This is a genomic window from Arthrobacter sp. NPDC080031 (assembly GCF_040702485.1).
GTDB lineage: Bacteria > Actinomycetota > Actinomycetes > Actinomycetales > Micrococcaceae > Arthrobacter.
In genome coordinates this window covers 1-23,345 of the sequence record NZ_JBFBLA010000026.1, presented here as the reverse complement: position 1 = coordinate 23,345, position 23,345 = coordinate 1, and the positions used below count along the sequence as shown (strand labels likewise).

At 65.4% G+C, this 23,345-nt stretch carries 23 protein-coding genes; 14 read left to right on the top strand and 9 right to left on the bottom strand.

Translation table 11 applies throughout. From position 1 onward, the window contains the following. Positions 1-86 precede the first annotated feature (86 nt). Positions 87-2,321 (top strand): 4-alpha-glucanotransferase, encoded by a 2,235-nt coding sequence (gene malQ, locus AB0323_RS19155; protein ID WP_366178732.1) that lies wholly within the window; start codon positions 87-89, stop codon positions 2,319-2,321. A 67-nt stretch (positions 2,322-2,388) separates the two neighbouring features. On the opposite strand, the gene AB0323_RS19150 is transcribed toward malQ, so the two are convergent. Genes AB0323_RS19150 through AB0323_RS19130 form a run of 5 tightly spaced genes read right to left on the bottom strand, consistent with a single transcriptional unit; the run spans position 2,389 to position 7,186 of the window. After that, positions 2,389-3,456 carry a beta-propeller fold lactonase family protein gene (locus AB0323_RS19150; RefSeq protein ID WP_366178731.1) on the bottom strand — a complete coding sequence of 356 codons (1,068 nt, stop codon included), beginning with the start codon at positions 3,454-3,456 and terminating at the stop codon, positions 2,389-2,391. 32 nt (positions 3,457-3,488) lie between these two features. Beyond that, entirely contained in the window at positions 3,489-4,319 is an 831-nt protein-coding gene (locus AB0323_RS19145; protein WP_366178730.1) for an aldo/keto reductase, read from the bottom strand. Positions 4,320-4,338: 19 nt separating this feature from the next. Beyond that, positions 4,339-5,346: an SDR family oxidoreductase gene (locus AB0323_RS19140; protein ID WP_366178729.1), complete on the bottom strand. Its 1,008-nt coding sequence runs from the start codon at positions 5,344-5,346 to the stop codon at positions 4,339-4,341. After that, the gene (locus tag AB0323_RS19135; protein WP_366178728.1) at positions 5,340-6,311 is read right to left on the bottom strand and encodes an aldo/keto reductase; all 972 of its coding nucleotides are present in this window, start codon (positions 6,309-6,311) and stop codon (positions 5,340-5,342) included. The genes AB0323_RS19140 and AB0323_RS19135 overlap by 7 nt, the downstream gene beginning before the upstream one ends. A 29-nt stretch (positions 6,312-6,340) precedes the next feature. Continuing rightward, positions 6,341-7,186: an aldo/keto reductase gene (locus AB0323_RS19130; RefSeq protein ID WP_366178727.1), complete on the bottom strand. Its 846-nt coding sequence runs from the start codon at positions 7,184-7,186 to the stop codon at positions 6,341-6,343. 164 nt (positions 7,187-7,350) lie between these two features. Between AB0323_RS19130 and AB0323_RS19125 the strand changes: the two genes are divergently transcribed. The 3 genes from AB0323_RS19125 to AB0323_RS19115 all read left to right on the top strand — a co-directional run bounded on the left by AB0323_RS19125 (position 7,351) and on the right by AB0323_RS19115 (position 8,877). After that, complete coding sequence (locus tag AB0323_RS19125; protein ID WP_364541886.1) at positions 7,351-8,256, top strand: helix-turn-helix transcriptional regulator; 906 nt, start codon at positions 7,351-7,353, stop codon at positions 8,254-8,256. 145 nt (positions 8,257-8,401) lie between these two features. After that, positions 8,402-8,608, top strand: a complete 207-nt coding sequence (locus tag AB0323_RS19120; RefSeq protein WP_364541889.1) for a hypothetical protein — start codon at positions 8,402-8,404, stop codon at positions 8,606-8,608. After that, entirely contained in the window at positions 8,605-8,877 is a 273-nt protein-coding gene (locus tag AB0323_RS19115) for a hypothetical protein (RefSeq protein WP_364541892.1), read from the top strand. The genes AB0323_RS19120 and AB0323_RS19115 overlap by 4 nt, the downstream gene beginning before the upstream one ends. A gap of 82 nt (positions 8,878-8,959) precedes the next feature. Here the strand turns inward: AB0323_RS19115 and AB0323_RS19110 are convergent, their stop codons facing one another. Then, complete coding sequence (locus tag AB0323_RS19110) at positions 8,960-9,169, bottom strand: dodecin (protein WP_059388369.1); 210 nt, start codon at positions 9,167-9,169, stop codon at positions 8,960-8,962. A 196-nt stretch (positions 9,170-9,365) separates the two neighbouring features. Between AB0323_RS19110 and AB0323_RS19105 the strand changes: the two genes are divergently transcribed. The 4 genes from AB0323_RS19105 (at position 9,366) to AB0323_RS19090 (ending at position 15,647) form a co-directional block, all read left to right on the top strand. Continuing rightward, entirely contained in the window at positions 9,366-11,321 is a 1,956-nt protein-coding gene (locus tag AB0323_RS19105; RefSeq protein ID WP_366178726.1) for a GAF domain-containing protein, read from the top strand. A 167-nt stretch (positions 11,322-11,488) separates the two neighbouring features. Beyond that, on the top strand, positions 11,489-12,739 hold the full coding sequence (locus AB0323_RS19100) for an iron-containing alcohol dehydrogenase (protein WP_366178725.1): 1,251 nt from the start codon (positions 11,489-11,491) through the stop codon (positions 12,737-12,739). A 19-nt stretch (positions 12,740-12,758) separates the two neighbouring features. After that, the gene (locus tag AB0323_RS19095) at positions 12,759-14,234 is read left to right on the top strand and encodes an NAD-dependent succinate-semialdehyde dehydrogenase (RefSeq protein WP_366178724.1); all 1,476 of its coding nucleotides are present in this window, start codon (positions 12,759-12,761) and stop codon (positions 14,232-14,234) included. Positions 14,235-14,273: 39 nt separating this feature from the next. Next, positions 14,274-15,647: an MFS transporter gene (locus AB0323_RS19090; protein ID WP_366178723.1), complete on the top strand. Its 1,374-nt coding sequence runs from the start codon at positions 14,274-14,276 to the stop codon at positions 15,645-15,647. A 253-nt stretch (positions 15,648-15,900) separates the two neighbouring features. On the opposite strand, the gene AB0323_RS19085 is transcribed toward AB0323_RS19090, so the two are convergent. The 3 genes from AB0323_RS19085 to AB0323_RS19075 form a co-directional block, all read right to left on the bottom strand. Further along, a complete protein-coding gene (locus AB0323_RS19085) occupies positions 15,901-16,179 on the bottom strand; it encodes a YciI family protein (protein ID WP_366178722.1) in 279 nt (92 codons plus the stop codon). 98 nt (positions 16,180-16,277) lie between these two features. Then, positions 16,278-17,807, bottom strand: coding sequence for an FGGY family carbohydrate kinase (locus AB0323_RS19080; RefSeq protein WP_366178721.1), 1,530 nt, complete (start codon positions 17,805-17,807; stop codon positions 16,278-16,280). Positions 17,808-17,835: 28 nt separating this feature from the next. Then, on the bottom strand, positions 17,836-18,147 hold the full coding sequence (locus AB0323_RS19075; RefSeq protein WP_366178720.1) for a putative quinol monooxygenase: 312 nt from the start codon (positions 18,145-18,147) through the stop codon (positions 17,836-17,838). A gap of 134 nt (positions 18,148-18,281) precedes the next feature. On the opposite strand from AB0323_RS19075, the gene AB0323_RS19070 reads away from it, so the two are divergent. The 6 genes from AB0323_RS19070 to AB0323_RS19045 all read left to right on the top strand — a co-directional run bounded on the left by AB0323_RS19070 (position 18,282) and on the right by AB0323_RS19045 (position 23,188). Continuing rightward, the gene (locus tag AB0323_RS19070; RefSeq protein ID WP_366178719.1) at positions 18,282-18,995 is read left to right on the top strand and encodes a GntR family transcriptional regulator; all 714 of its coding nucleotides are present in this window, start codon (positions 18,282-18,284) and stop codon (positions 18,993-18,995) included. A 16-nt stretch (positions 18,996-19,011) separates the two neighbouring features. Then, positions 19,012-19,812, top strand: coding sequence for a cyclase family protein (locus tag AB0323_RS19065; RefSeq protein ID WP_366178718.1), 801 nt, complete (start codon positions 19,012-19,014; stop codon positions 19,810-19,812). 5 nt (positions 19,813-19,817) lie between these two features. Beyond that, positions 19,818-20,606: a cyclase family protein gene (locus AB0323_RS19060; RefSeq protein ID WP_366178717.1), complete on the top strand. Its 789-nt coding sequence runs from the start codon at positions 19,818-19,820 to the stop codon at positions 20,604-20,606. Positions 20,607-20,637: 31 nt separating this feature from the next. Then, a complete protein-coding gene (locus tag AB0323_RS19055) occupies positions 20,638-21,144 on the top strand; it encodes a PPC domain-containing DNA-binding protein (RefSeq protein ID WP_366178716.1) in 507 nt (168 codons plus the stop codon). 157 nt (positions 21,145-21,301) lie between these two features. Beyond that, positions 21,302-22,672: an MFS transporter gene (locus AB0323_RS19050; protein WP_366178715.1), complete on the top strand. Its 1,371-nt coding sequence runs from the start codon at positions 21,302-21,304 to the stop codon at positions 22,670-22,672. A gap of 123 nt (positions 22,673-22,795) precedes the next feature. Beyond that, on the top strand, positions 22,796-23,188 hold the full coding sequence (locus tag AB0323_RS19045; protein ID WP_366178761.1) for a DUF1304 domain-containing protein: 393 nt from the start codon (positions 22,796-22,798) through the stop codon (positions 23,186-23,188). Positions 23,189-23,345 lie beyond the last annotated feature (157 nt).

Sequence of the window (23,345 nt, the reverse complement as noted above, 5' to 3'; positions counted from 1 at the left end):
GCAATAATCGGAACCAGTTGCCTCGCTCGAGTTGCACGCGGGGCGGTATGCACCTTCGGACGAATCACATCGCAGACGAGGCGGACATGACCAACACTCCCATCCAGCACGCCACCGACGCCACGGGGATGCCCCCCGCCCCGAACACAGCCATTGACGAGGGCCTGCTACACCGGCTCGCGGACGCTCATGGGGTCGGGACATCTTTCCACGGCTGGGACGGGATGCAACACGACGTTTCTCCCACCACGTTGATTCAGGTACTGGGTGCCCTGGGAGTCGCCGCCCATTCCAACGAGCAGATCGAAGCCGCCCTAGTAGAAGTTGAAGTGGCGCCGTGGCGGCGGATGCTGCCGCCCGCCGTCGTCGTCCAGGAGGGAACCACGGCAGCTGTCCACGTGCACGTCCGCGACGGCTCGCCCGTCCGCCTTACGGTCTCGCTCGAGGACGGAACGGAACTCGAAGCCACCCAGCAGGAGGACTGGGCGCCGCCGCGCGATGTGGATGGAGTGACCACGGGCCGTGCCACCTTCGAGGTGCCTGCCGGTTTGCCACTCGGCTGGCACTCGCTCACGGCCGAGTCCGACGGCGTGACGGCCACCGCGGTGCTCGCGGTGGTTCCAGACAAATTGCAGACGGCGGCACCGCTCGAAGAACGGCGCGGCTGGGGACTCGCAACGCAGCTGTATTCAGTGCGCTCAAAGCGCTCATGGGGTATCGGGGATTTCGCGGACCTCGCCGATCTGGCGTCGTTGGCCGGCGCCCGCGGCGCCGACTACGTCCTGGTGAATCCGCTGCACGCCGCGGATCCTGTGCCTCCGGTTCAAGCGTCGCCGTATTCTCCGTCCACCAGGCGGTTCTTCAACCCCATTTATATTCGTATTGAAGAAATTCCCGAATTGGCATATGTCAAGCCCCGGAAGCGGGCTACGGTGGACCGGCTGCTGGATCACGTCCACGCACTCAATAAAAACGGGGAACGGCTGGACCGGGACCAGATCTTCGCCGCCAAACTCGCTGCCCTGGAACTCCTTCACACGGTCAAGCTTTCTCCGGCCAGGCAGCGCGCGTTCGAGGAGTTCTGCCGTGAGTCCGGCCCGGGATTGGACGATTTCGCCCTTTGGTGCGCCATCCGCGAGGACCGGTCGCCGGAGGACCCCTTCTGGCAGGACCCGGCGGCCACCCTCGGTTCGCCCAAGATCGAATCGATGCGCCAGGCGTTGGCTGATCGGATTGGGTTCCACCGCTGGCTTCAGTGGATCTGCGATGAGCAGCTCGAGTCAGCCCAGGCCGCCGCAAAGCGTTCCGGAATGCGGCTGGGAGTGGTGCACGATCTTGCCGTCGGGGCGGACCTTAGCAGCGCCGACGCCTGGACCCTGCGCAGCAGCTTCGCGCCGGGTGTCAGTGTGGGCGCACCACCGGACATGTACAACCAGCTCGGCCAGAACTGGAACCAGCCGCCGTGGCACCCGGTGCGTTTGGCCGAGGCGGGCTACGCGCCGCTGCGTGCGATGCTCTCCACCGTGCTCCGCCATGCCGGCGGAATCCGTGTGGACCACATCTTGGGGCTGTTCCGTTTGTGGTGGGTGCCCGCTGGCAACTCCGCTCGCGACGGCGCCTACGTCCGCTACGACCACGAGGCCCTCATCGGCATCCTCGCTCTGGAAGCCCACCGCGCGGGCGCGGTGGTCATCGGCGAAGACCTGGGCGTTTTCGAACCGTGGGTGCGGGACTACCTCGCGGCCCGCGGCATCCTGGGTACGTCGATCCTCTGGTTCGAGTACGACGGCGACTCGCCCCTGCCACCCGAACGTTACCGAACGCAGGCACTCGCCAGCGTCAACACCCACGACCTCCCGCCGACCGCCGGGTACCTCGCCGGCGATCACGTGGAGCTCCGGAGCCAGCTGGGCTTGCTTGAACGAAGTGTGGCCGAGGAACGGGCCGAGCACGAGGCCAGCCTGGACAAGATGATGGGGTTGCTGCGGGAGCGGGGCCTGTTGCCTGCTGCCGGATTCGACGCTGCCGGATTCGACGCTGCCGGATTCGACGGCGGCCAGGAGTTTGGCGAGGAGCAGGTCATCGAGGCGCTGCACCGGCTGCTGGCCCTTGCGCCATCGGTCCTGCTGGGCGTTGCGCTGGTGGACGCCGTGGGGGAGCGGAGGGTGCAGAACCAGCCCGGTACGACGTCGGCGGTCTACCCCAACTGGCAAGTGCCGCTAGCCGACGAACGCGGCCGGGCCGTACTCATCGATGACCTTGACGCGAACCCGCGGTTCAACTCCTTGCTGGCGGCTGTGGACGAGGCTGTACGGGGTTAGGCGCGGCATCGAGACGTGAGATCTCGCCTCTTTCGGGTTGCGAAAGGGGCGAGATCTCACGCATGGATCACGCTATGACCAACGCGGTGGGGGAACCGACGTTGAGCTGGTCGAAGACTTCGCCCGGGATGCCGTTGGCAGGGTCCAGCGCGAACGTGGTGACTTGGTTGGAACGTTCGTTCGCCACGTGGAGCCAGCGGTCACGGACAAGGTGGTGGCGGGGCCAGTCTCCTCCGCTGGGGACATCCGCCACAGGACGAAGCCGGGTTCCGCTGCCTTCGACGGCCAGTACCGAGATCCGGTTGGAGCCGCGGATTCCCGTGTAGACGAAGCGATTGTCCGGGGACAGCGCGATTTCGGCGGCTGCATCGCCGTCGGCTGCGCCGCCCACCGTGGCGGGACCGCGACGGTGGAGCGCAAAGCGGCCGTCCGCGGCTGGCAGGAGTACCACTACTTGGATGGAGTATTCGGTCACCACGAAGACGGCGTCGGCAGAGGGGTGCTGGACCAAGTGCCGAGGGCCACTGCCCAGGGGGAGTGCGACTTGGTGGTCGGGGAGCAGGCCGGAGTCGGGGAAGTAGTTCCATACCCGCACGAGGTCGAAGCCGAGGTCGGTGGTCATGATTCGACCGTCCTCAAGCATGAGGCTGGCGTGGGCGCGGCTCACCCGCGGGCCGCCCGTGGCGATGTCGATACCGCCGTCGACGCCGGCGTGCGGGTCCTTCGCCGGCGGGGCGGCAAAGCGCGAGGTGATGCCGCCGTCGTCGTCGAGCCCGTACAGCAGCACGTTGCCGTCGCCCCAACAGGCGACCACGATGAAGCGCGCGGACGGGTCGACGGCGACGTGGCAGGCGGCAGCTCCGGCCGGCCAGGCTCCGCCCAAGGGTTCAAGGCCGAACGGACCGGTCCTCCGGTACGCCCGGACTGTTTGGGCGGCCTCGGCTACCGCATAGACCACCGGCAGGGTGGGGTGCACGGCAAGGAACGACGGCGACGGTGCTTCGACGGCGGTGCCCAGCCAAGCAAGGCTGCCATCTTCACGCGCCGAAACTGCGCCTATGCCCGTTCCGCGCCCGTCGCTGTCCGCGGTGTACGCGCCTGCCCAGATGAGCGTCCCGTCGATGTCCTCTGCCATGCCGTCCTCGGTGTTGGTGATGGGATACTGCGTCAGTGGCCTTGTACATCCGAGTCGACACCGGCGTCGGCACCCGCGTCCAAGGTTGCGATCGCGGACAGGTCGTCGTGGTCCAAGGCGAAGTCGAAAACGTCCAGGTTTTCCTTCATGCGCAGCGGATTGGCGGACTTCGGGATGGCCACGAGCCCCTCCTGGACGTGCCAGCGCAGCACGACCTGACCGGGAGTCTTGCCGTGTTTCTTCCCGATGGCCGCCAAGACCGGGGCGTTCAGGAGATCGCGACCGGCGCCCAACGGACTATACGATTCCGTGACGATGCCATGGCTGGCGTTGAAGGCCCGCTCATTGATCCGGGTGATGGACGGCGAGATCTGGATTTGGTTGACGGCCGGCACCACCGAGGTTTCCTCCAGAAGCCTTTCGAGATGCGAGGGCTTGAAGTTGGACACGCCGATCGAGCGCACCTTCCCCTCAGCCTGAAGCCGCTCGAAAGTCTCCCAGGTGGACACGAATTCATTCCGTTGGGGGAGCGGCCAGTGGATCAACAAGAGGTCCACGTAGTCCAGCCCAAGGCGCTTGAGGGAGTCTTCAAGACCGTCGACGGCGCGATCGCGGCCCTGGTGGGTCCCGTCCAGTTTGGTCGTGATGAACAGTTCCTCGCGCGGGATGCCGCAGTCCCGCACGCCTTGCCCGACGCCGGACTCGTTACCGTAGCGGAACGCCGTATCGACGTGCCGGTAGCCCAGCTCGACGGCGGACACCACCGCCGCGGCGACCTGGGCGTCGTCGAGCGGCCAGGTTCCGAGGCCGATCTGCGGAATGGCATTACCGTCGTTGAGCCTGACGGTCGGAGCAAGTGCCATGGTCCTGTCCTTTCAGTTGCTAGATCGGCCTCCGTGCCCATTGGACCAGTTGATCGCTGAGTTTCATGAAGTCCGGGTCCACGTGCTTGATGCCTGGATGTTCATCATGCCACCGGACGATCTCACGTGCGCCTGCCGCGAACGGAATTTCTGCCCGATACCAGGGAACCAGCGTTTTGATCTTGGTGTTGTCGAAGACCACGGAGTGGGACTTGTCCCCGAGAAGCCCGGGACCAAGCTCCGGGTAGTGCGCGGCAATGGTCTCCGAGGCGACGTGCACCAGTTCGGGGTCCGGCACGCCTGCCGCCGTCGCGAAGAGCCGGTAGACCTGGTCCCACGGGAGTGCTTCGTCCGAGGTGATGGTGTAGCTTTCACCCACAGCCTGCGGCCGGCCGAGGAGGCCAACGAAGGCCACTGCAAAATCTTCCGCATGGGTGAGGGTCCACAGCGAGGTGCCGTCGCCGTGGACTATCACAGGCAAGCCTTCCCGCATCCGATGGATGTCGGTCCAGCCGCCCAGAAGGGCGATCCGCGTGCGGTCATAGGTATGGGACGGCCGAACGATGGTGACGGGAAAACCCTCTTCCCGGTAGGCCCGGGTGAGAAGGTCTTCGCACGCGATCTTGTCCTGGGAGTACTTCCAGAACGGGTTCCTTAACGGGGTCGACTCAAGGATCGGCAGGTGTGCGGGTGGCTTCTGGTAGGCCGAAGCCGAACTAATGAACACGTACTGACCGGTCCGGCCGCGGAACAGCTCCACCGCGGCGGACACATGCTCAGGGGTGAAAGAGATGAAGTCCGCGACGACGTCGAACTCGCGACCGTTTAGCACCTCCGCGACCTCGGCGGCGTTGCGGATATCCGCCTGGAACAGTTCCGTGCCCGGAGGGGCCGGCCTTTCCGTGCTCAGTCCGCGGTTGAGCACGGTGAGCCGGTGACCCAGTGCGGCGGCGCGCTCCGCCGCCGCCGCACTGATGGTCCCGGTCCCGCCAATGAACAGCAGGCGCAACGGTGCCGAAGTCACCACGCGTAGTCCTCCGGCGCGGTCCGGTGGCCCGGGAAGATGTCGTCGAGCCGCTTGAGGGCATCGGCGTCAAGGCTGACATCCAATGCCCTGACGGCGGCGTCCAACTGCTCCTGGGTACGCGGACCCACGATCGGCGCGGTCACGGCCGGCTGGTGCAGCAACCAAGCCAAGGCCACATCGCCGGGCTCGTGGCCAAGGTCGTCGGCGAGGTCCTCGTACTGGCGGATCTGGTCTTCGTGCTTCTTCAGGGTCTCGGCCGCGCGGCCCTCAAGGCGACGGACGCCGTCGCGCTCCTTCTTCAGGACGCCGCCCAGGAGGCCGCCGTGAAGCGGCGACCAGGGGATCAGCCCGAGGCCGTACTGCTGGGCCGCCGGGATGACCTCCAGTTCGACGTTGCGGGTGAGCAGGTTGTAGATGGACTGCTCGCTCACCAGTCCGTTGTAGTTGCGGCGCGCGGCGGCCTCCTGGGCCTGGGCGATGTGCCAGCCAGCGAAGTTGCTGCTTCCGGAATACAGGATCTTGCCCTGCTGGACGGCAACCTCGATGGCCTGCCAGATCTCGTCCCATGGCGTGTTCCGGTCCACGTGGTGGAACTGGTAAACGTCGATGTAGTCGGTCTGAAGGCGCTTGAGGCTGGCGTCCAGCGCGCGCCGGATGTTGAGGGCGGAGAGCTTGGACTCGTTGGGGCGGTCCGTCATGGTTCCGTAGAGCTTGGTGGCCAGGACGACGCGTTCCCGGCGTTCGCCGCCCTTGGCGAACCAGCGGCCCAGGATTTCCTCGGTCCAGCCCCGGTTGTCGTGGCCGCCGTAGACGTTGGCGGTATCGAAAAAGTTGATGCCGGCATCCAGTGCGGAATCCATGATGGAGTGCGCTGCGGATTCCTCCGTCTGAGGGCCGAAGTTCATTGTTCCGAGGCACAAGCGGGAGACGCTAAGGCCTGAGCGCCCCAAGTGGGTGTACTGCATGGTTCGGGCTCCTTACGCTGTGGTGGTTTCTACATCTGGCTGAAGGACGCGACGGCGGGGTCGGCGCCGAGGCGGGCACCGGCGTCGAGCCCTCTGATGGCTGCGAGTTCATCCGGGGTGAGCTGCAACGACGCGGCCGCGAGGTTCTGGCGGATCCGTTCCGGGTGGACGGACTTGGGGATGACGATGTTGCCGGTTCCCAAGTGCCAGGCCAGGACGATCTGTGCCGGGGTGGCATTGTGCGTTTCGGCGAGTTCGGTGACCGTTGCCGATCCCAGGTCCGCTCCCTGCCCAAGCGGGCTGTAGGCCTCGACGGCGATCCCGTGCGAGCGGCTCTTCGCTGCCAGTTCCCGCTGCTGGAAGGTGGGGTGCAATTCGATCTGGTTGACGGCGGGAACGACGTCGGCCGAGGCCAGGAGCGTGTCGAGGTGGGCCGGCAGGAAGTTGGAGACGCCGATGGCCCGGGCGCCGCCGTCGGCATGGATCTTTTCCAGGGCCTTCCACGCGTCGACGAACAGGCCCTGGGACGGCACGGGCCAGTGGATCAGGTAGAGGTCGATGACGTCGAGGCCGAGTTCGCGGCAGCTGTTGTTGAACGCTGACGCTGCCCGGCCCTGTTCGCCGTTGCGGAGCTTGGTGGTGATGAAGAGTTCTTCCCGGCTGATGCCGGAAGCCTTGATCGCTGCGCCGACGCCGGATTCGTTCTGGTACGCCGCGGCGGTGTCGATGTGCCGGTACCCGGCTTCAAGTGCGTCCTCGACGGCTTTCTGGGTCTCGGCAGGTGGTACCTGGAAGACGCCGAAGCCGAGCTGGGGGATGGTGACCGCGTTGTTCAGGACGAGCCCGGGAACGGTTGAATTCTGAGCGTTGGACATGTCCGGCCCTTTCGTCGCTGGTGGGTGTATTGCCTGAATGGCTTTTTCGAGCCTATGCACTTTCGGCAAAACAATCAGCAGTTTTGACGCCCCCTGTTTTTCCTAGGACTCGTAGTCCTACCTTGGCCATAGAAACAAGCCCCCGGGGAGGGAAGAATGGGGACATGGGACAAAGCGCGGAGTTCGGAAAATTCCTCAAAGCCATGCGTGCCCGGATGTCGCCGGAGGATGCGGGATTGCCGGAAGCCTCCGGCGCGCGCCGTGTTCCAGGGCTGCGTAGGGAAGAGATTGCCCGCTTGGCCGATGTCAGCACCGACTACTACACGCGCCTCGAACAGGGCCGCCATATCCATCCGTCCCGGGCGGTCCTTGAATCGGTGTCGCGGGCACTTCGCCTGGACTCAAGCGAGCACACCCACATGATGGACCTCCTGGAGCACTGCGCGTCAAGCCCCAAAGCGCCGACTCCCACGCCGCGGGTGCGGCCGGCCTTGCGCCAACTTCTCGATGCTGTGGGCGACGTTCCGGCGCTCCTGCTTGGCCGGCGAAGTGACGTGTTGGGGGCCAACCGTATGGCGGTCCTGCTGTTTGCCGACTTCCCGTCCATGCCTCCCGCCGAGCGAAACCTCACGCGCTGGCTGATCCTGGACCCTCAGGCACGCGAACTGTTCCGGGACTGGAAGACGGTTGCCGCGGAAGCCGCGGGCTCCCTGCGTGCGGATATCGGGCGGCACCCCGACGATCCCCAAGCCAACCAGCTCGTCGGCGAACTCGCCGTAAACAGCGAGCACTTCCGCCAATGGTGGGCCGGGCATCGAGTAGCCGCGCGTTCAGCCGGAACTGTGCGCCTGCACCACCCCGCCGTCGGGGACGTGGAACTGAACTTCGAGAATCTGGCCCTGCCGGATGACCCGGACCAAGTCTTGCGGGTCTACTCCGCGAAGGCGGGTTCGCCGTCGGACGATGCCCTGAAGTTGCTGGGCAGTTTTGGTGCGGGAACGGCGTTGGGCGCGGAAACGACGACGACGAGCCCGGAGTTGTCCGAGCGTCATGCAATGGGCGAGAGCTGAACGAGTTTCAGCCAAAAGTGCCCTACGTCACTGTGCTGGTGCATAGTGAATCGGTGTGATTTTGTCTATGTGCCCATTGGGCGGCTTTTGAATCGCGTTTACGCTGAATCCAGACCCTTTCGCATATCAAGGATGGAATTCAACGATGAAACGCATCGCGCTGCTGAGGGAGCGGGCAACCACCGCCGGGTCCGCGGGAACCACGGGTTCGCATTGCCCCGCGTCTGGTCAGTGGAGCCCTGAAGGCGAACCCGATGTGGTGCGCACGTTCTTCGAAGGCCACGTCTTCCCCTCCCACAACGGCGCGGCAACAGTCTGGCACCGCCAGTACCTGCTCGCTGAGTCCCGATGAGTCCTGAAACCTTGGGCGTGTGGGGCCCAAGCCACTTCACGACGTCGGCCCAACGGCCCGCTGGAGCGGCACTTCGCGTGCCGCCGTCGAAATGGTCGGAACTCAGCCGGGGCGAAATCGTCTGGATCCACGAGGACAAATGGGGTTTCGACGCCGGCCTTGTGGACGAAGTTTCCCCGGACCACGAATTCCTGTGGATCGAATTCGCCGGCCGTGGCCGGCGTCTCCTCTGTGGCGGTGACCCCGTCCAAGTCTGGACCCGCGGGTGAGTCCAGCCTCGCAACTGATGGCCGTCAGCCTTTCCACAGAAAGGCTGACGGCCATCGTCGGTTTTGGGGTGTTGAGCGCTTGTTAACGCTCCAGGCGGAATCCGAGCTTGATGGTTACCTGCCAGTCGGCAACGGCGCCCTCGCTGAGGTGGCCGCGGATTTCCTTGACCTCGAACCAGTCGAGATTCCGGAGGGTCTGGCTTGCGGCGGCAATCCCGTTTCTGATGGCGGCGTCGACGCCCTCGGACGAAGTTCCAACAATTTCGGAAACGCTGTATGTGTGGTCAGCCATTCTTGCTCCTCATGATCGTCCTTTAGCCTGAACTGCGGGTAGCCTGAACTGCGGGTCTGGCAGGCCGTGAAAGCAGACTAGCTGACGCAGGGCCGGGGGACTAGGGGTCGCGTCGCTGCCAGACCATCGCTTTGCGCCTCACGCATGTCCGGCGGTTACAGCACCGCAGCGCGGCCCGCCTACTAGCATTGGGTTCATGAGTGCCAATGACGGTTCTGGAGTCTCGTCAGGCGGTACCGAGGGCCCTGGCCAGCTCATGGCTATGCTTGACCGTGGTGTTTCCCGGGCTGATCTGGAGACCACGCTGTCCGCCTGGCTGGAAGCCGGGGCCATTGACCAGTCCACCGCGGCGGCGGCCCGCCGGCTCAACGCCCAGTTGTGGGAAGCGAGTCGCCGGGAGGGCCTGCTGCGCGTCCTTTACGATACGGCCACCGACTTGACGGGCATCCGCGACGTGGAGGCAGTGCTCAAGGCCATCGTCCGGCGCACCCGGTCATTGATCGGCAGCGACGTCGCCTACTTGAGCCTGAACGACTATGACAGCGGTGAGTCCTACGTCCGGGTGACCGACGGCGCAACCACGGCTCTCTTCCGCAACATCCGCATGCCCCTCGGCGAAGGCGTGCTCGGCGCAGTCGCGACCGGCGAGGCGCCCGCCCAGAGCGCCGACTACTTAAACGACGAGTCCAAATCGCATCTGGAGTCCAGCGACACTGCTGTGGCGGCCGAGGGCGTCCGGGCAATCATGGGTGTTCCCCTTCGGGCAGAAGGGAAGGTAATCGGTGCGCTCCTGGTCGCCGACAGGCACGCGCACCTGTTCAGCAGTGATGACATTGCCTTGATGGAATCCATTGGCACCCACGCAGCCGTCGCGCTGGAAAACGCCCGGCACTTCAGCGAAATGGCCAGCGCCCTCGCGCGGCTTGACCAAGCACAGCGGCAGAACCTGACCAACGTACAGGCCTTGGAGGAACTCTCGACCGTAGACCGCCGGCTCATGGAAACCCTGGCCACGACCGGTAGCCTCCCGCACCTGCTCAACGTTCTAGCCGAGTCCCTGGACACTCCTGTCTTTCTGGTCTCTCCCATGGGCGAGCCACTGGCGGGGCTCGAATCGGAGGGGGACTTCGGAAGCCTGCCCGCCCTGAACGCCGCTGAGGAGTCTGCGGCCAGGAGGGCGGCCGTGCACTTCGAGATCAAGGACACGACGTACACCGTCATGTCCGCCGTAGCGGGCGACCAGCATCTCGCCTCCCTCATCGTCGCCGAGCAGCTCAGCCCTGCCCGGCTCGCAGTCCTGGAACGCAGCGCCCTGGTACTCAGTGTGTCGCTGCTGTTGGAACGCACATTCCAGGACGCCCAATACCGGCTGCAGCTAGAGCTCATCGATGACTTGCTCAGCCCCCGCGCTGAGAACGCGGCTGCGCTCGCCCGCCGGGCCGGCCAGTTCGGTCTGGCAAACCACCTCCAGCTCGTGGTGCGCGTGGTGGGGGTCGGCGACGACCAGCGCCAACGGGCACTCTCCGTGCTCAGGCATCGATCCGAGGGGGCCCCTGGAATCATCGCCCTGCACGAATCACACGTGTGCATCATTGAACCCGTAGAACGCCACGACAGCCGACCGGATGGAGCCAGCGGTTCCGGCCGCACCGGCCAGTCCGTCATTGACGAGCTGAAACGACGCCGCATCACGGCCACCGTCGGATCATCAGAACCGGTTACCGGCTTTGCCCGGCTGTCCGCCGCCCACACCGAAGCCGACGCCGTCCTCCGCGCATTGCAGGCCCTCTCGCGCGACGGTGAGGCAGCGAACCGGGCCGCCTTGGGCACCGCGGGAATGTTACTCGGAGCGATGGACAGCCCCTTTGCGGGACAGCTGCTGAATGCGCAGCTGGGCCCGCTCCTGAGCTACGACGAGCGTCGGGCAACACAACTGGTCCTCACGGCGTGGACGTTCCACGAAAACGGGGGTGCCATCCAGGAAACGGCCGACTCCCTCCACATCCACACCAACACCCTGCGCCAACGGCTTGACCGGATCGACGCACTGATCGGCGCGTCGTGGCGCCGGGGAAGCCGTGCCCTTGATGTCCAAGTGGCGCTGCGCTTATGGCGGATGAAGACAGCCGGCGTCAGCTCCGCCAGTTCCTGAACAACGGAGCTGCTTTCCACCGCCTTCAAAGCACATGGCGATAAAGCACATACGAATTGCTTTTATATGGCACGGGCCCACATGGTGGGTGTCACATCACTCTGGAATGCTGAGATTCGCGGCGCCTTTCGGGCAGCTGCTCATCCCATCTCTAGGAGTTATTCACAATGTCGTGTGCGCATGCAGCGGGAATCCGTCCCGCAACTTTCGGCGTCCTCCGCCTGCCGCGGAGCGTTGTCGTCGGCGCCCAGCAGCGCTTCGCCGTCGCCGAAATCGCAGCAGAATTCGGGAGCAACGTCCTCGTCTGTACTGACCCGCGGCTGGCTGTCTCAGAAGACCTCTCGGCCTTGGTCCGCAGCCTCGAGGACAAAAGCTTGACTGTACGGGTCTACGGCGACACCCAGGCCGAACTGCCGGTTCCCGGAATCGTGGCCTGCGTCGAGGAACTCAAAGGCCACGAGATCGATGTCATCATCGGTTTCGGCGGCGGCAGCTGCATGGACATGGCCAAGGTCGTCTCCGTGCTGCTCACCCACGGCGGCAAGCCCAGCGACTACTACGGTGAATTCGCCGTTCCCGGCCCCACCAAGCCGGTCATCGCACTGCCCACCACTGCGGGCACCGGTTCCGAAGCGACGGCAATCGCCGTCGTCTCCGATCCTGATCTCGGCATGAAGATGGGCATCTCAAGCCCGCACATCATCCCGTTCGCCGCAGTGTGCGATCCCGAGCTCACCTACTCATGCCCTCCGTCCCTGACGGCCGCCACCGGTGCGGATACTTTCGTGCACCTGGTCGAGTCCTTCACTGCCATCACCCGGGAACCCACCCCTGACCTGGCCACGGAGCGGGTTTTCGTCGGCAAGAACGTCCTGACGGACTCGATTGCCCTGAACGGCATCCGGCTGGTGGGCCGCAGCCTCGTCACCGCATACAAGGATCCGGAAAACACGGAGGCCCGTGCCGGGATGATGCTCTCGGCTCTGTACGGCGGCGTGGTTCTCAGCAATGCGGGAACCGCCGCGGCACACGCCATCCAGTACCCGGTAGGCGCACTTACCCACACTCCTCACGGTGTGGGCGTCGGCCTCCTGCTGCCCTACGTCGTCCGCCACAACTTCGAAGCGATCCAGCCGCAGCTGGCGCAGATCGCGGAGGCCTTGGGGCGCGATATCCGCGGGCTGGACCAGCGCGCCGCCGCCGTCGCAGGCGTGAATGCAATCGACGAGGTCATCGCCGCCATCGAGCTCCCCCCGACGTTGCAGGACCTTGGCGTGCAGGCAAGCGACCTCGCCCAGATCGCCAAGCTGTCGCTGAACTCCAAGCGGCTCATCGACAACAATCCCGTGCCGCTTGATCTCGACGCCGTCACGTCCATCGTTCACGCCGCCTTTGCCGGCGACCGCACCATCCGCTGATCAGCAAAAAGGACCACCGATGCCCCTTCTTTCAACCTCTGAACCGCTTGACGTCGACAGCCTGACGGTGCCCCGTCAGCTGCTCATCGCCGGGAACTGGCAGGATGCCAGGGGCGGTGACACCGTCGAGGTGATCAACCCTTCCGACGCTTCCGTCATCACCGACATCGCCGACGCCGACGTCGAGGACGGCCTCGCCGCCGTCGACGCCGCCGCAGCATCCCTCCCGGAGTGGGCCGCGACGCCGCCGCGCCGCCGCGCAGAAATCCTGCGCCGCTGCTTCGAACTGATGACCGAGCGCAGCGAGCAGATCGCCCACCTCATCTCGCTCGAAAACGGCAAAGCCCTCAGCGATGCCCGGGGCGAAGTGGCGTACGCCGCCGAGTTCTTCCGCTGGTACGCCGAGGAAGCGGTCCGGATCATCGGCGATGTCTCCGTCTCGCCGTCGGGCTCCAACCGGATCCTGGTCCAGCACCAGCCGATCGGCGTCTGCGTGCTGATCACCCCATGGAACTTCCCGGCGGCCATGGCTACCCGGAAGCTGGCGCCGGCGCTGGCCGCGGGCTGCACCACCGTGCTCAAGCCCGCCACGCTCACACCGCTGACGACGCTGGCAATCGCCCAACTGATGATCGACGCCGGCGTCCCGGCAGGCGTGGTCAACATCATCACCACGAGCAAGACCAGCGACGTCATGACCCCGATCCTTGCCGACCCCCGGGTCCGCAAGCTGTCTTTCACAGGATCCACCAGTGTCGGACGCCACCTGCTGCGCCAGGCGGCCGACAACGTGCTCAAGTGCTCCATGGAACTCGGCGGCAACGCCCCGTTCCTGGTCTTCGACGACGCGGACCTCGAGCTGGCGCTCGACGGCGCCATGGTCGCCAAGATGCGCAACGGCGGCCAGGCCTGCACCGCCGCTAACCGGATCTACGTCCAGCGCGGCATCCACGACGAGTTCGCCCGCCGACTCGCCGAACGAATGGGCGCCATGCGCGTGGGCCCGGGCACCGACGCCGAGACCGAGGTCGGTCCGCTCGTGGACGAGGCCAGCGTCCGCAAAGTCGACTCGCTGGTCCGCGACGCCGTCAGCCAGGGCGCACGGCTCCTCGCCGGAGGCAAGGCCATCGACGGCGCCGGGTACTACTACCCGCCCACCGTCGTCACCAATGTGCCGCTCCAGGCCCGGATGGTCAGCGAGGAAATCTTCGGACCCGTGGCCTCGGTCATCCCCTTCGACACCGAAGACGAAGTCATCGCCGCCGCAAACGACTCCGAGTACGGCCTCGCAGCGTACGTGTTCACGGAGGACCTCCGCCGCGGGCTCCGGGTCTCCGAGCGCATCGAAAGCGGAATGGTGGCCCTCAACCGAGGGCTCGTATCCGACCCCGCAGCACCCTTCGGCGGCGTCAAGCAGAGCGGCCTCGGCCGCGAAGGCGCCCACCAGGGCCTGCTGGACTTCACCGAAACCAAGTACATCGCCCTCGACTGGTAGCACTGCCGCTCCCTTGTTTCCACCCGAAAGAAAAGACCAATGACGATCTCCACCACCAAAGCCAAGACGAAGGCGCCCTGGCGCGTTCCGGCTGCCAGCTTCATCGGCACCACCATCGAGTGGTACGACTACTACATCTTCGGCCTGCTCGCCGCGACGGGCGTCTTCAGCCGCCTGTACTTCCCGGAGCAGGACCCGGCCACCGGCCTCCTGATGGCGTTTGTCACCTACGCGGTGGGCTTCGTTGCCCGTCCGTTCGGCGGCATGTTCGCCGGCCACTTCGGTGACAAGATCGGCCGCAAGCCGATGCTCGTGCTTTCCCTCCTCATCATGGGCTTCGCTACGCTGGCCATGGGCATTCTTCCCACCTACGCCCAGATCGGGGTCTGGGCTCCCATCCTTCTGACGGTCCTGCGCCTGCTGCAGGGCTTCGGCGCCGGCGCCGAGTGGGCCGGTGCGGCGGTCATCTCCATCGAACACGCACCTGCCGGACGCAGCGGATTCTTCGGTAGCTTCACCCAGATGGGTGTCCCTGCGGGCATGCTGCTGGCCAACTCCAGTGTCCTTGTCGTCAAGGCAGCCGTACCGGCAGCAGCCTTCGACGCCTGGGCCTGGCGCCTTCCCTTCCTGCTCAGCGTGATCCTGATCGTCACCGGCATGATCGTCCGCGCCAAGCTTGAAGACTCCAACGACTTCAAGGAACTCGTGGCGGCGAAGAAGACCGCGAAGAAGCCGCTGGGCGAGGCCATGAAGAAGGAAACCAAGGGCATCTGGCTTGTGGTCGGCATGCGCTTGGCGGAAAACTCTGCGTTCTACCTGTACACGACGTTCTCCGTGGTCTACATCATGAAGACGTTTGGTGCGGAACGGGCCAACCAAGGCTCCATGTCCGTTCTGGTTGCATCGGCCATCGGCGTCTTTGCCGTCCCGCTATGGGCGATCCTCTCGGACAGGATCGGGCGCAAGCCGCTGTACCTGTTCGGTTCCATCGGCGGACTCCTGTTCTTCCCGCTCTACTTCGTCATGACCGATACCGGCAGCGCGCTGCTGGCAACCCTCGCCATCATCATCGGGCTCGCCGTCTTCCACAACTCGATGTACGGCCCGCAGGCCGCCTTCTTCGCGGAGCTCTTCTCCACCAAGCTGCGCTACAGCGGCGCATCCATGGGCTACCAGTTCGGCTCGGTCCTGGCCGGCGGCATCGCCCCTCTGGTCGCCGTCGCGCTGCTCACCGCGGGCAACGGCAAGCCGGGCTGGGTGATCCTCTACTTCAGCATCATCGGTGTCATCACGGTTGTGGCGACCATCCTCGCACCGGAAACGCTCGCCAAACTGGACCGGCGCATCACCGCCGCCCAGGAGCTGGACGAGAGAAACGCAGCGGTTGCACAGGAGCGGGCCAACGCTAACTGATACTCCCTGAAGTAAGGCGGGCGCCGTCCCGATCAAAGGTAGACCTGGACGGCGCCCTTCTTCTGGTGTTCGCCAACTGAACTCGGCTTGTCAGTTGGTCCAGTGGGGGATAGCGGGATACGGAGGGGTCTTCTTCATCCGCAAGACGATGGCGGCCCGGTAGACGATGAGTGCGTTCAGCCCGAGCCCGCCGGCTACGCGCAACGGCCCCGAAGACAGTGAAGGCCATGGCTGCTGGTAGGAAGGCTGCTGGTCAGCCGAAATGCACGGCGTTCCACTCGAGGATTCGAGGGTCAGCGAGCCCTTCGGTGGTGAATGGATCACCGGCGATGAAGCGCTCGGCATCCTCGCGCGAGGTAAAGATCCCCATCGACCCGGCCGCAGGATCCGGGGTCTGAAATGGTCCGAGAGCAATAAGGCCGCCGCCAGCGGCACGGAACGCCTCGTAATATTCTTTGTGGCGGGGGTAGGTCTCGAGAATGCGCGAGCGGTCAACGCCATCGCGCAGGCCGTACATCACGACGAATTCCATGCAACCGATCCTACCTACCACCAGCGCCGAGGCGGCGTCCGACCTAGTAGCTTGCGAACGACGGACGGACAGGCATCGCGGCCCTTACCAAGGTCAAGTCACCGCATGTCGCCGGAACGCTGGCTCGCCGCGAGATCGTGTACGACGCTGGTCGTCGCCCGATAGAGCTCGCGGTAGCGCCTGTATCCGTGGTCGTAGACAGTGCGGTCGGATGCGCCAGGACGGAGGACAGTACGGGGCGGGTTCCACGCGTCGATGTCGGGCGATGCCGCACCGGCCGCCACCAGGGCGCGCGCTGCAAGGAAAGCTCCACCATATGACGCACCGATTGTGACGGTAGGTATCACCTGGTTCAGTTGCGTGACGTCGGTGACGATCTGCGCCCAGAGCCCACCCTCGACCCCGCCGCCCACCGCGACGACGCGGTCAATCCGGATGCCGGCCTCCCGCATCACGTCCACATTGTGCCGCACCCCGTTCGCGGTCGCCTCCAGCGCGGCGCGGTAGAGATCCCCGCGCGTGTGGGAGAGCGTGAGGCCGGCGATGACCCCGCGGGCGTCCGGATCGAGAATGGGCGTCCGCTCGCCGGCGAAATAGGGGAGCATGGCTAGCCCGCCTGCGCCCGCGCCCGAGGCGGCGGCCTCGGCGAGCAGGGTGGGGAAACCCACGGGCTCACCGGTCGCGCCGGCTGTGAGATCGCGGAGCCAGTTGGTTATTGCGCCGGATGTCGCCATCCCACCCGCCAGGCAGTGCACGCCGGGCCGGGTGCCCAGCGTCGTCCACATCGACGGAGAATGCGTGGCCTCGAGCTGGTGCGCAATGAGGAACATCGTGGTCCCGTACATCAGCATCAGATCGCCCGGCCGGTCGGCGCCAACGCTCACGGCCTCGGCCCACGCGTCGATCGTGCCCGTGATAACGGGCGTCCCGGCGGGCAGGCCCGTCGCAGTCGCCGCGCCGGCGCCGACGACTCCGGCGATCTCGCCCGGCCAGCGCAGCTGCGGCATCAGCAGTCCGGGCGCGATCCGCTCGACCGCCTTCGGATGCCAGCGTTGGGAGCGCAAATCGTAGAGGGGCGTGCTCTGGCTCGCGGAGTGGTGGTCGAGTACGTACTCGCCGGTGAGCCGGCGAACCAGCCATGACGACGGCATGAACAGCCGACGAGCGCGGGCGAATGCGTCCGGCTCGTGCTCCGCGACCCACGCAAGTTTCGGGCCGACGGCCTGAGTGGTGAACGCGGAGCCGCCGAGGGCTAGGATCGCCTCCTCGCCCAGCTCGTCACTGAGCAGGTCGATCTGCTCAGTGGCCCTGGTGTCGATGCCATAGAGGATCGCCGGACGGACCGGCCGATCGTCATCGTGAGTGAGGAGCACGCACGGCCCCATCCCGCTAACTCCGATGGCCGCCACCTCCGCAGCCGGAACGTTTGCGGTCAGCTCGTGGGTGATCTCGCAGAATTCCTGCCACCAGATCGCGGCATCCATCTCCGCCCAGCCGGGCTGGGGATGGTCGACGGCGTGCCGGCGCACCGCGGTCGCGAGGATCACGCCGTGCGGGTCAACGAGCACGCCCTTGCTGCTAGAGGTGCCAATGTCGACTCCGAGCGTGCAGCGAAGAGTCACTCCCATCCTGATGCCTCCGCGACGTCGTGGAACGTCACAGACGGCCCTGTCGCAGGTTTCCGGCCGGGCGAGCCGTGTATATCTGCACAGCAGTCGGTCGCTCGAGCAGGCCCTCGACGCCCTCTTCGAGTTCGACGACCGCGGCGGCGCGGCTGTGGGCGTCGAGAGCGGCGGCGTCCGTCCATTTCTCGATCATGAGAAGACCCTCGGCGCTTTCGTGCAGGGCGTAGAGCTCGCATCCCGGGTCTTCGACATGCACGCGGGCGACGGCCCGTTCGAACAGGGCAATCACTTCCTCGCGGTGCTCTGGCTTGGGGCGGACTGTGGCGGTGACGACAACGCTCATGCGGGTGGACCTTTCCTCTGCGGGGCCCGCGCGGATGCGAACGGCCCTTGACACGATCCATTTTTACACGATAACTTTCATTTCGTCGACCGTCGACGGTAGACGAAGAGAGGATTTGGGGAAGAATGTTATCCATGAAGACAAACCAAGAAGCCAGTCCCCGTTTCCACCGCTCCGCGCTTAGCGACGACGTCTACGACTACCTGCGAAAGGAGATCATTGAAGGACGGTTGGAACCCGGCGCGCGCGTTGTCGAAGAGAAATTGGCGACTGACCTCGGCATGAGCCGCGCACCACTGCGGGAGGCGATCCTGCACCTGCGCCGCGACGGACTCGTCAGCGGCACCGGACGGGACACCAGGATCATCGAGCTGTCGCCGACGGACATCCGGGAGCTGCACCTGATGCGCGCCACACTGGAGACTCTGGCATACCAAAGCGCGGCGCGATACCTCACGGACAAGGACATTGCCGGGCTCCGGGACCTCATCGAATCGATGCGGGCTGTGGACGCCGGTCAGGCAGGAAAGATGAAAGAGCTCGACTACGAGTTCCACCAGCGCCTCTGCCGGCTCTCCGGCATCCAGCGTCTCTACGACGCGTGGCGCGACCAGAAGGTGCTCTTCGGTATGTGGCTGACCGTCGCCGGGAACGCACGTGAAGACGCCGAATACCTCGCCGAACAGCACGCACGCCTGCTGGACGTTGTCATCGCTGGCGACCCCCGGGATATCGCCAACGAAGTGACCCACCACATCTACGAAGTCGGAAGCGCGCTGGCCGCGGAACGCGAACTCTGGGACGAAGACCGCTCCCTGCTGCTCGGTGAGCTTCCTCCACGAACCTAAGGACTACCCCGAAAGAATGAAAACCCACAACCTCACACTGCCTCTCTACCCCTTCATGCCCGTCGGCAACGTCTGGGCCTGGGACTCCCCGTTCCAGCGCACCGATGTTATGACCCCGGCAACCCACGGTGTCAGCGCGCACCACCTGACCTTCCACAGCGAGACCGGGACCCGCCTCATGCTGGGAGCCTGCTACGACGCGAATGCGCCACGGCTGCACGAGATGGACTATGGCGACTTCCTCAACCGGCCCACCATCGTCATCGATATCCCGAAGGGCCCGGACGAGGAGATCGAGCCCGCCGACATCGACGCCACGCTGGCGAGCGACCCCGACTACCGGGAGGGCGACGCGGTTCTCATCCGCACCGGCTGGGGCGATGGCGAGCGCTACCGCACCATCGGCGACGCTTACGCCCAGCACACCCCACACTTCTCCGTCGCCGGCGCCGAGCGGCTCATCGAGGTGATGGCCGAGAAGAACTCCGACGTCATGCTCACCGACTGCGCATACATCGGTAACCTCGGCCGCGACTTCATGTACCCGGAGTGGTCCTCCCGCGAACCGTGGGACCGGCCGCCGTTCCCCTCCCAGCAAGCTCGCATCTACATGCGCCACTACACGCCGGAGCGCGGCGCGGGCGGCGGCGCTCCCGACTGGGCGTCCTCGGTTCCGTTGCACGGCGCGATGTCGCCCGTCGCGGCCGTCGCCAACTGCGGCTCCATCACCGCCAAGCGCATCCGCGTAACCGTTCTTCCCGTGTTCCTTCGCGGTGCCAGCGGCGCCCCCTGCTCCGTCATCGCATTCGAGGAGTGACAACTATGCCAACGTCAAACACCATCAACCTGACAATGCCGATCCAGCCTTACTTGCCGGTCGGCGCGGTGCATGCCTGGGAGTCCCCCTGCTGGACCGAGTCCATCTCGCGGCTCGCCTACAACGGCGCCGAACTGTTCTTCATCAGCATGGGAACGGGCACTGGAACGCGGCTGCGCACGACAGGCTTCGCCGCCGAAGACGGGGCGAAGATTCTGGATGTGCCGCTCCCCGACCTCGCGAACCGCCCGACGATCGTCGTGACCATCCCGAAGGGCGCCGGCGAGCAGATTACCGAGGCCGATATCGAGCGCGCGTTCGCCGAGGTCGAGTGGGCCGACGAGGCCGTTCTCCTGCGTACTGGATGGGGCGATGCCGACCGCTGGCTGGAGCTCGGCGAGCGCTTCGCACTGGATACCCCGACCCTGACCGCGGATGCAGCCACCCGCCTCGCCAAGATAATGGCTGACCACGGCTCCACACTGCTGCTCACCGACTGCGCCCATCTCGACGCGGCCGACAGCTTCGCCCGCAGCGAGTGGGCCGAACTGAAGCCGTGGCTCCGCCCATCCTGGCCGTCCGAGCAGGCGAAGGCCTATGTGCGTCACTACACGCCGGAGAAAGCCGCCGCGGACTGGGTATCCACTGTCGCGCTCACCGAAGCGGCTCATGTCGTCGTCGGGCTCGCCGGGTGCGGCGGGCTCGCCCCCTCCCGTCAGCTGGTGACCATCCTTCCGATGTTCATTGAAGACGTCGCCGAAGCTCCCTGCACCGTCGTGGCGCAGCAAGCCTGAGTATCCGCCACCCTCGAAGAGAGAAACATCCATGACTGCAACCCCCGTGATCACCAGCAAGGCAGGACGACTCGGCCGGCTCATCGCTGTCAGCCTAGCTCCCGGTGAGCAGCTGACAGACGCGATCGAGGAGGTCTGCCGGCAACACGGCGTGAAGACCGCGACGATTGCCTCGGCCGTCGGCACCATCAGCGAGGTGTACCTGCGCAACCCCCGCGACATCACCACGCTCCCCATCCGCCAGGAGCACGAGTTCGCGCCCGACATCGACACCATCGTCCTGCAGCGCCCGATGGAAATCCTCTCCCTGCAGGGCAACGTTACGACCCTAGACGGAAAGCTGTGGGCGCACTGCCACGGACTGTTCTCCGAAGCCGGAGGGCAGGTACGCGGAGGACACGTATTCCGGGCCACGATCTGGACCCAGGGCGAGATCTTCCTGCACGAGTTGGAAGACGTGTACATCGATCGCGAATTCGACAAGGAGGTCACGGGCCTTCCCCAGGTCCGATTCCACGATGCCGACGTGGTCGGCTAGCCGGGTGCGCGGCGCGGGCGACGACAACGCCTTCCGCTCACGTCCCGCATCCTCAACAACCCTCACACAGCAGGGCGGCCCGAACAGCCACTGACCGGGCACATCCCGGATGCTTCGTCGCGCCCGGACGAGGTCACCTCTTTAAGGAGAAACAACGATGTCTCATACCTTCCCGACGCCTGCACGAACGCTGGATCCGGCGATCCTCCGCACGGTCAAATTGCGGCTGATCCCGTTCCTCGTCCTGATGTTCTATATCAACTTCCTCGACCGCACGAACGTGTCGTTTGCCCAGCTGAGCATGGGCAAAGACCTCGGCCTCGGCGCCGCCGCCTTCGGGCTCGGCGCCGGCCTATTCTTCATCGGTTACTTCATTTTTGAGGTGCCGAGCAACCTCGCCCTGCACAAGTTCGGGGCACGCATCTGGCTCTCCCGCATCATGGTCTCGTGGGGAATCGTCGCGACGCTGACTGCATTGGTACAGGGCGAGGCAAGCTTCTACATCGCCCGGGTGCTCCTCGGCATCGCCGAGGCTGGGTTCTTTCCCGGCGTCATCCTCTACCTCACCTACTGGTTCCCCCGGGCCCAGCGGGCACGGGTGCTCGCTTTGTTCTACTTGTCCATCCCGCTCGCGTCGAGCACTGGAGGCCTGTTGTCCGGCTGGATCCTCAATAGCGCCCCGTTCTTGAAAAATTGGCAGTTCCTTTACATCGCCGAGGGACTCCCGGCCATTATCGTCGGCGTTATCGCATTCTTCGTGCTAACCGACCGCCCCTCCAAAGCAAGGTGGCTTACGCCAGTGCAGCGCGCCGAGCTGACGGAGTACATCGAGGCCGAGGATGCGGCCCAGCCGAGTCCCCGCACGGTCAGCGCCACTTTCCGGTCGCCCCGCGTGTTGGTCCTCGCCGTCTGCTATGCGGGCCTCAACTTCGGAATCTACGGCGTGACGTTCTTCCTGCCGCAGGTGATCAAGGCGTTCAACCCGGGCGGCTCGACCACCGTGACGGGCCTCATCAACGCGATCCCGTTCGCCATCACCGGCGTGGCCATGCTGTTCTTGAACCGCAGCTCCGACCGCACCGGCAAGCCTGTGCGACACATCGTCATTCCGCTAATCGTCGGTGCGCTCGCCCTGGCGATTGTCGGCACCGTCTCGCCGAGCCCCGTCTGGCTGATGGCGGCGGTCACGCTCGCGCTATTCGGCGTGATCGCGACCCTCCCATCGTTCTGGAAGTTCACCACCGCCACCCTCGCGGGCGTCGGTGCTGCGGCAGCGGTCGGCATGATAAACGCTGTCGGTAACCTCGGCAGCTTCGCGGGACCATATGCCATTGGCTTGCTCTTCGGCTCGACAGGCTCGTACGACCTGGGCTGGGTCATCATCGGCGTGGTCATGCTTCTCGCCGCCGGGGGAATCGGCGTCGTCGCAGTGCTGATGCGCACGGGGCGTCCGGAATCCGAAGCAGTTCCCGCCGTTCTGGCGCAATCGCCGGCCTTCGGTTCGACGAGCACCCACGACGACGCCTAAGCCGTTCCTCATACCCAGGCCCGGCTCCCGTCCGGTCTGGCGGGAGCCGGTGTAATGATCAAACCGCGTCACGCAGTCGGCCGTGATGACGTTTCCAAGCGAGGCAGAGGCTACGATCAGCGCATGATCGTGGCCTCCCTGCTTTTCGCCCTGCTTGCCGGCTTGTTGCACGTCTACGTCTTCCGCATGGAGTCGATCACCTGGAGCCGTCCGGCCACCTGGAAGCGGTTCAGCGTCGCTTCCCAGTCCGACGCCGAAACGACGAAGCCCCTCGCATACAACCAGGGTTTCTACAACCTCTTCCTTGCCATCGGCGCGCTCGCCTGGATTGTCTTCGTCGCGCTCGGCCACGCGCAAGTGGGTTGGACGCTCGTCTTCAGTTCCTGCGGCTCCATGCTGTTGGCGGCGATCGTGCTTGCCTTGAGCGGCAAGAAGTACCTCCGCGCCGCGGTTCTCCAGGGTACGACGCCGCTGCTCGCCGTTGTGCTCGGCATCCTCGCCGTCGCGCTCGGCTAAGCGCAACCCTCGCTCACCTATATCGCCGTTTCCCCCGACGCTCGCTCACGTATGTGGGCTTTTCGGAAATTGTCAAGCTGTGTGGAGTCACTGGGCTAGTTTTTGGGGTGTTTTGGTCTCGGGCAGGTTGATCCCGACGTATTGTGCTGGGGCCGGT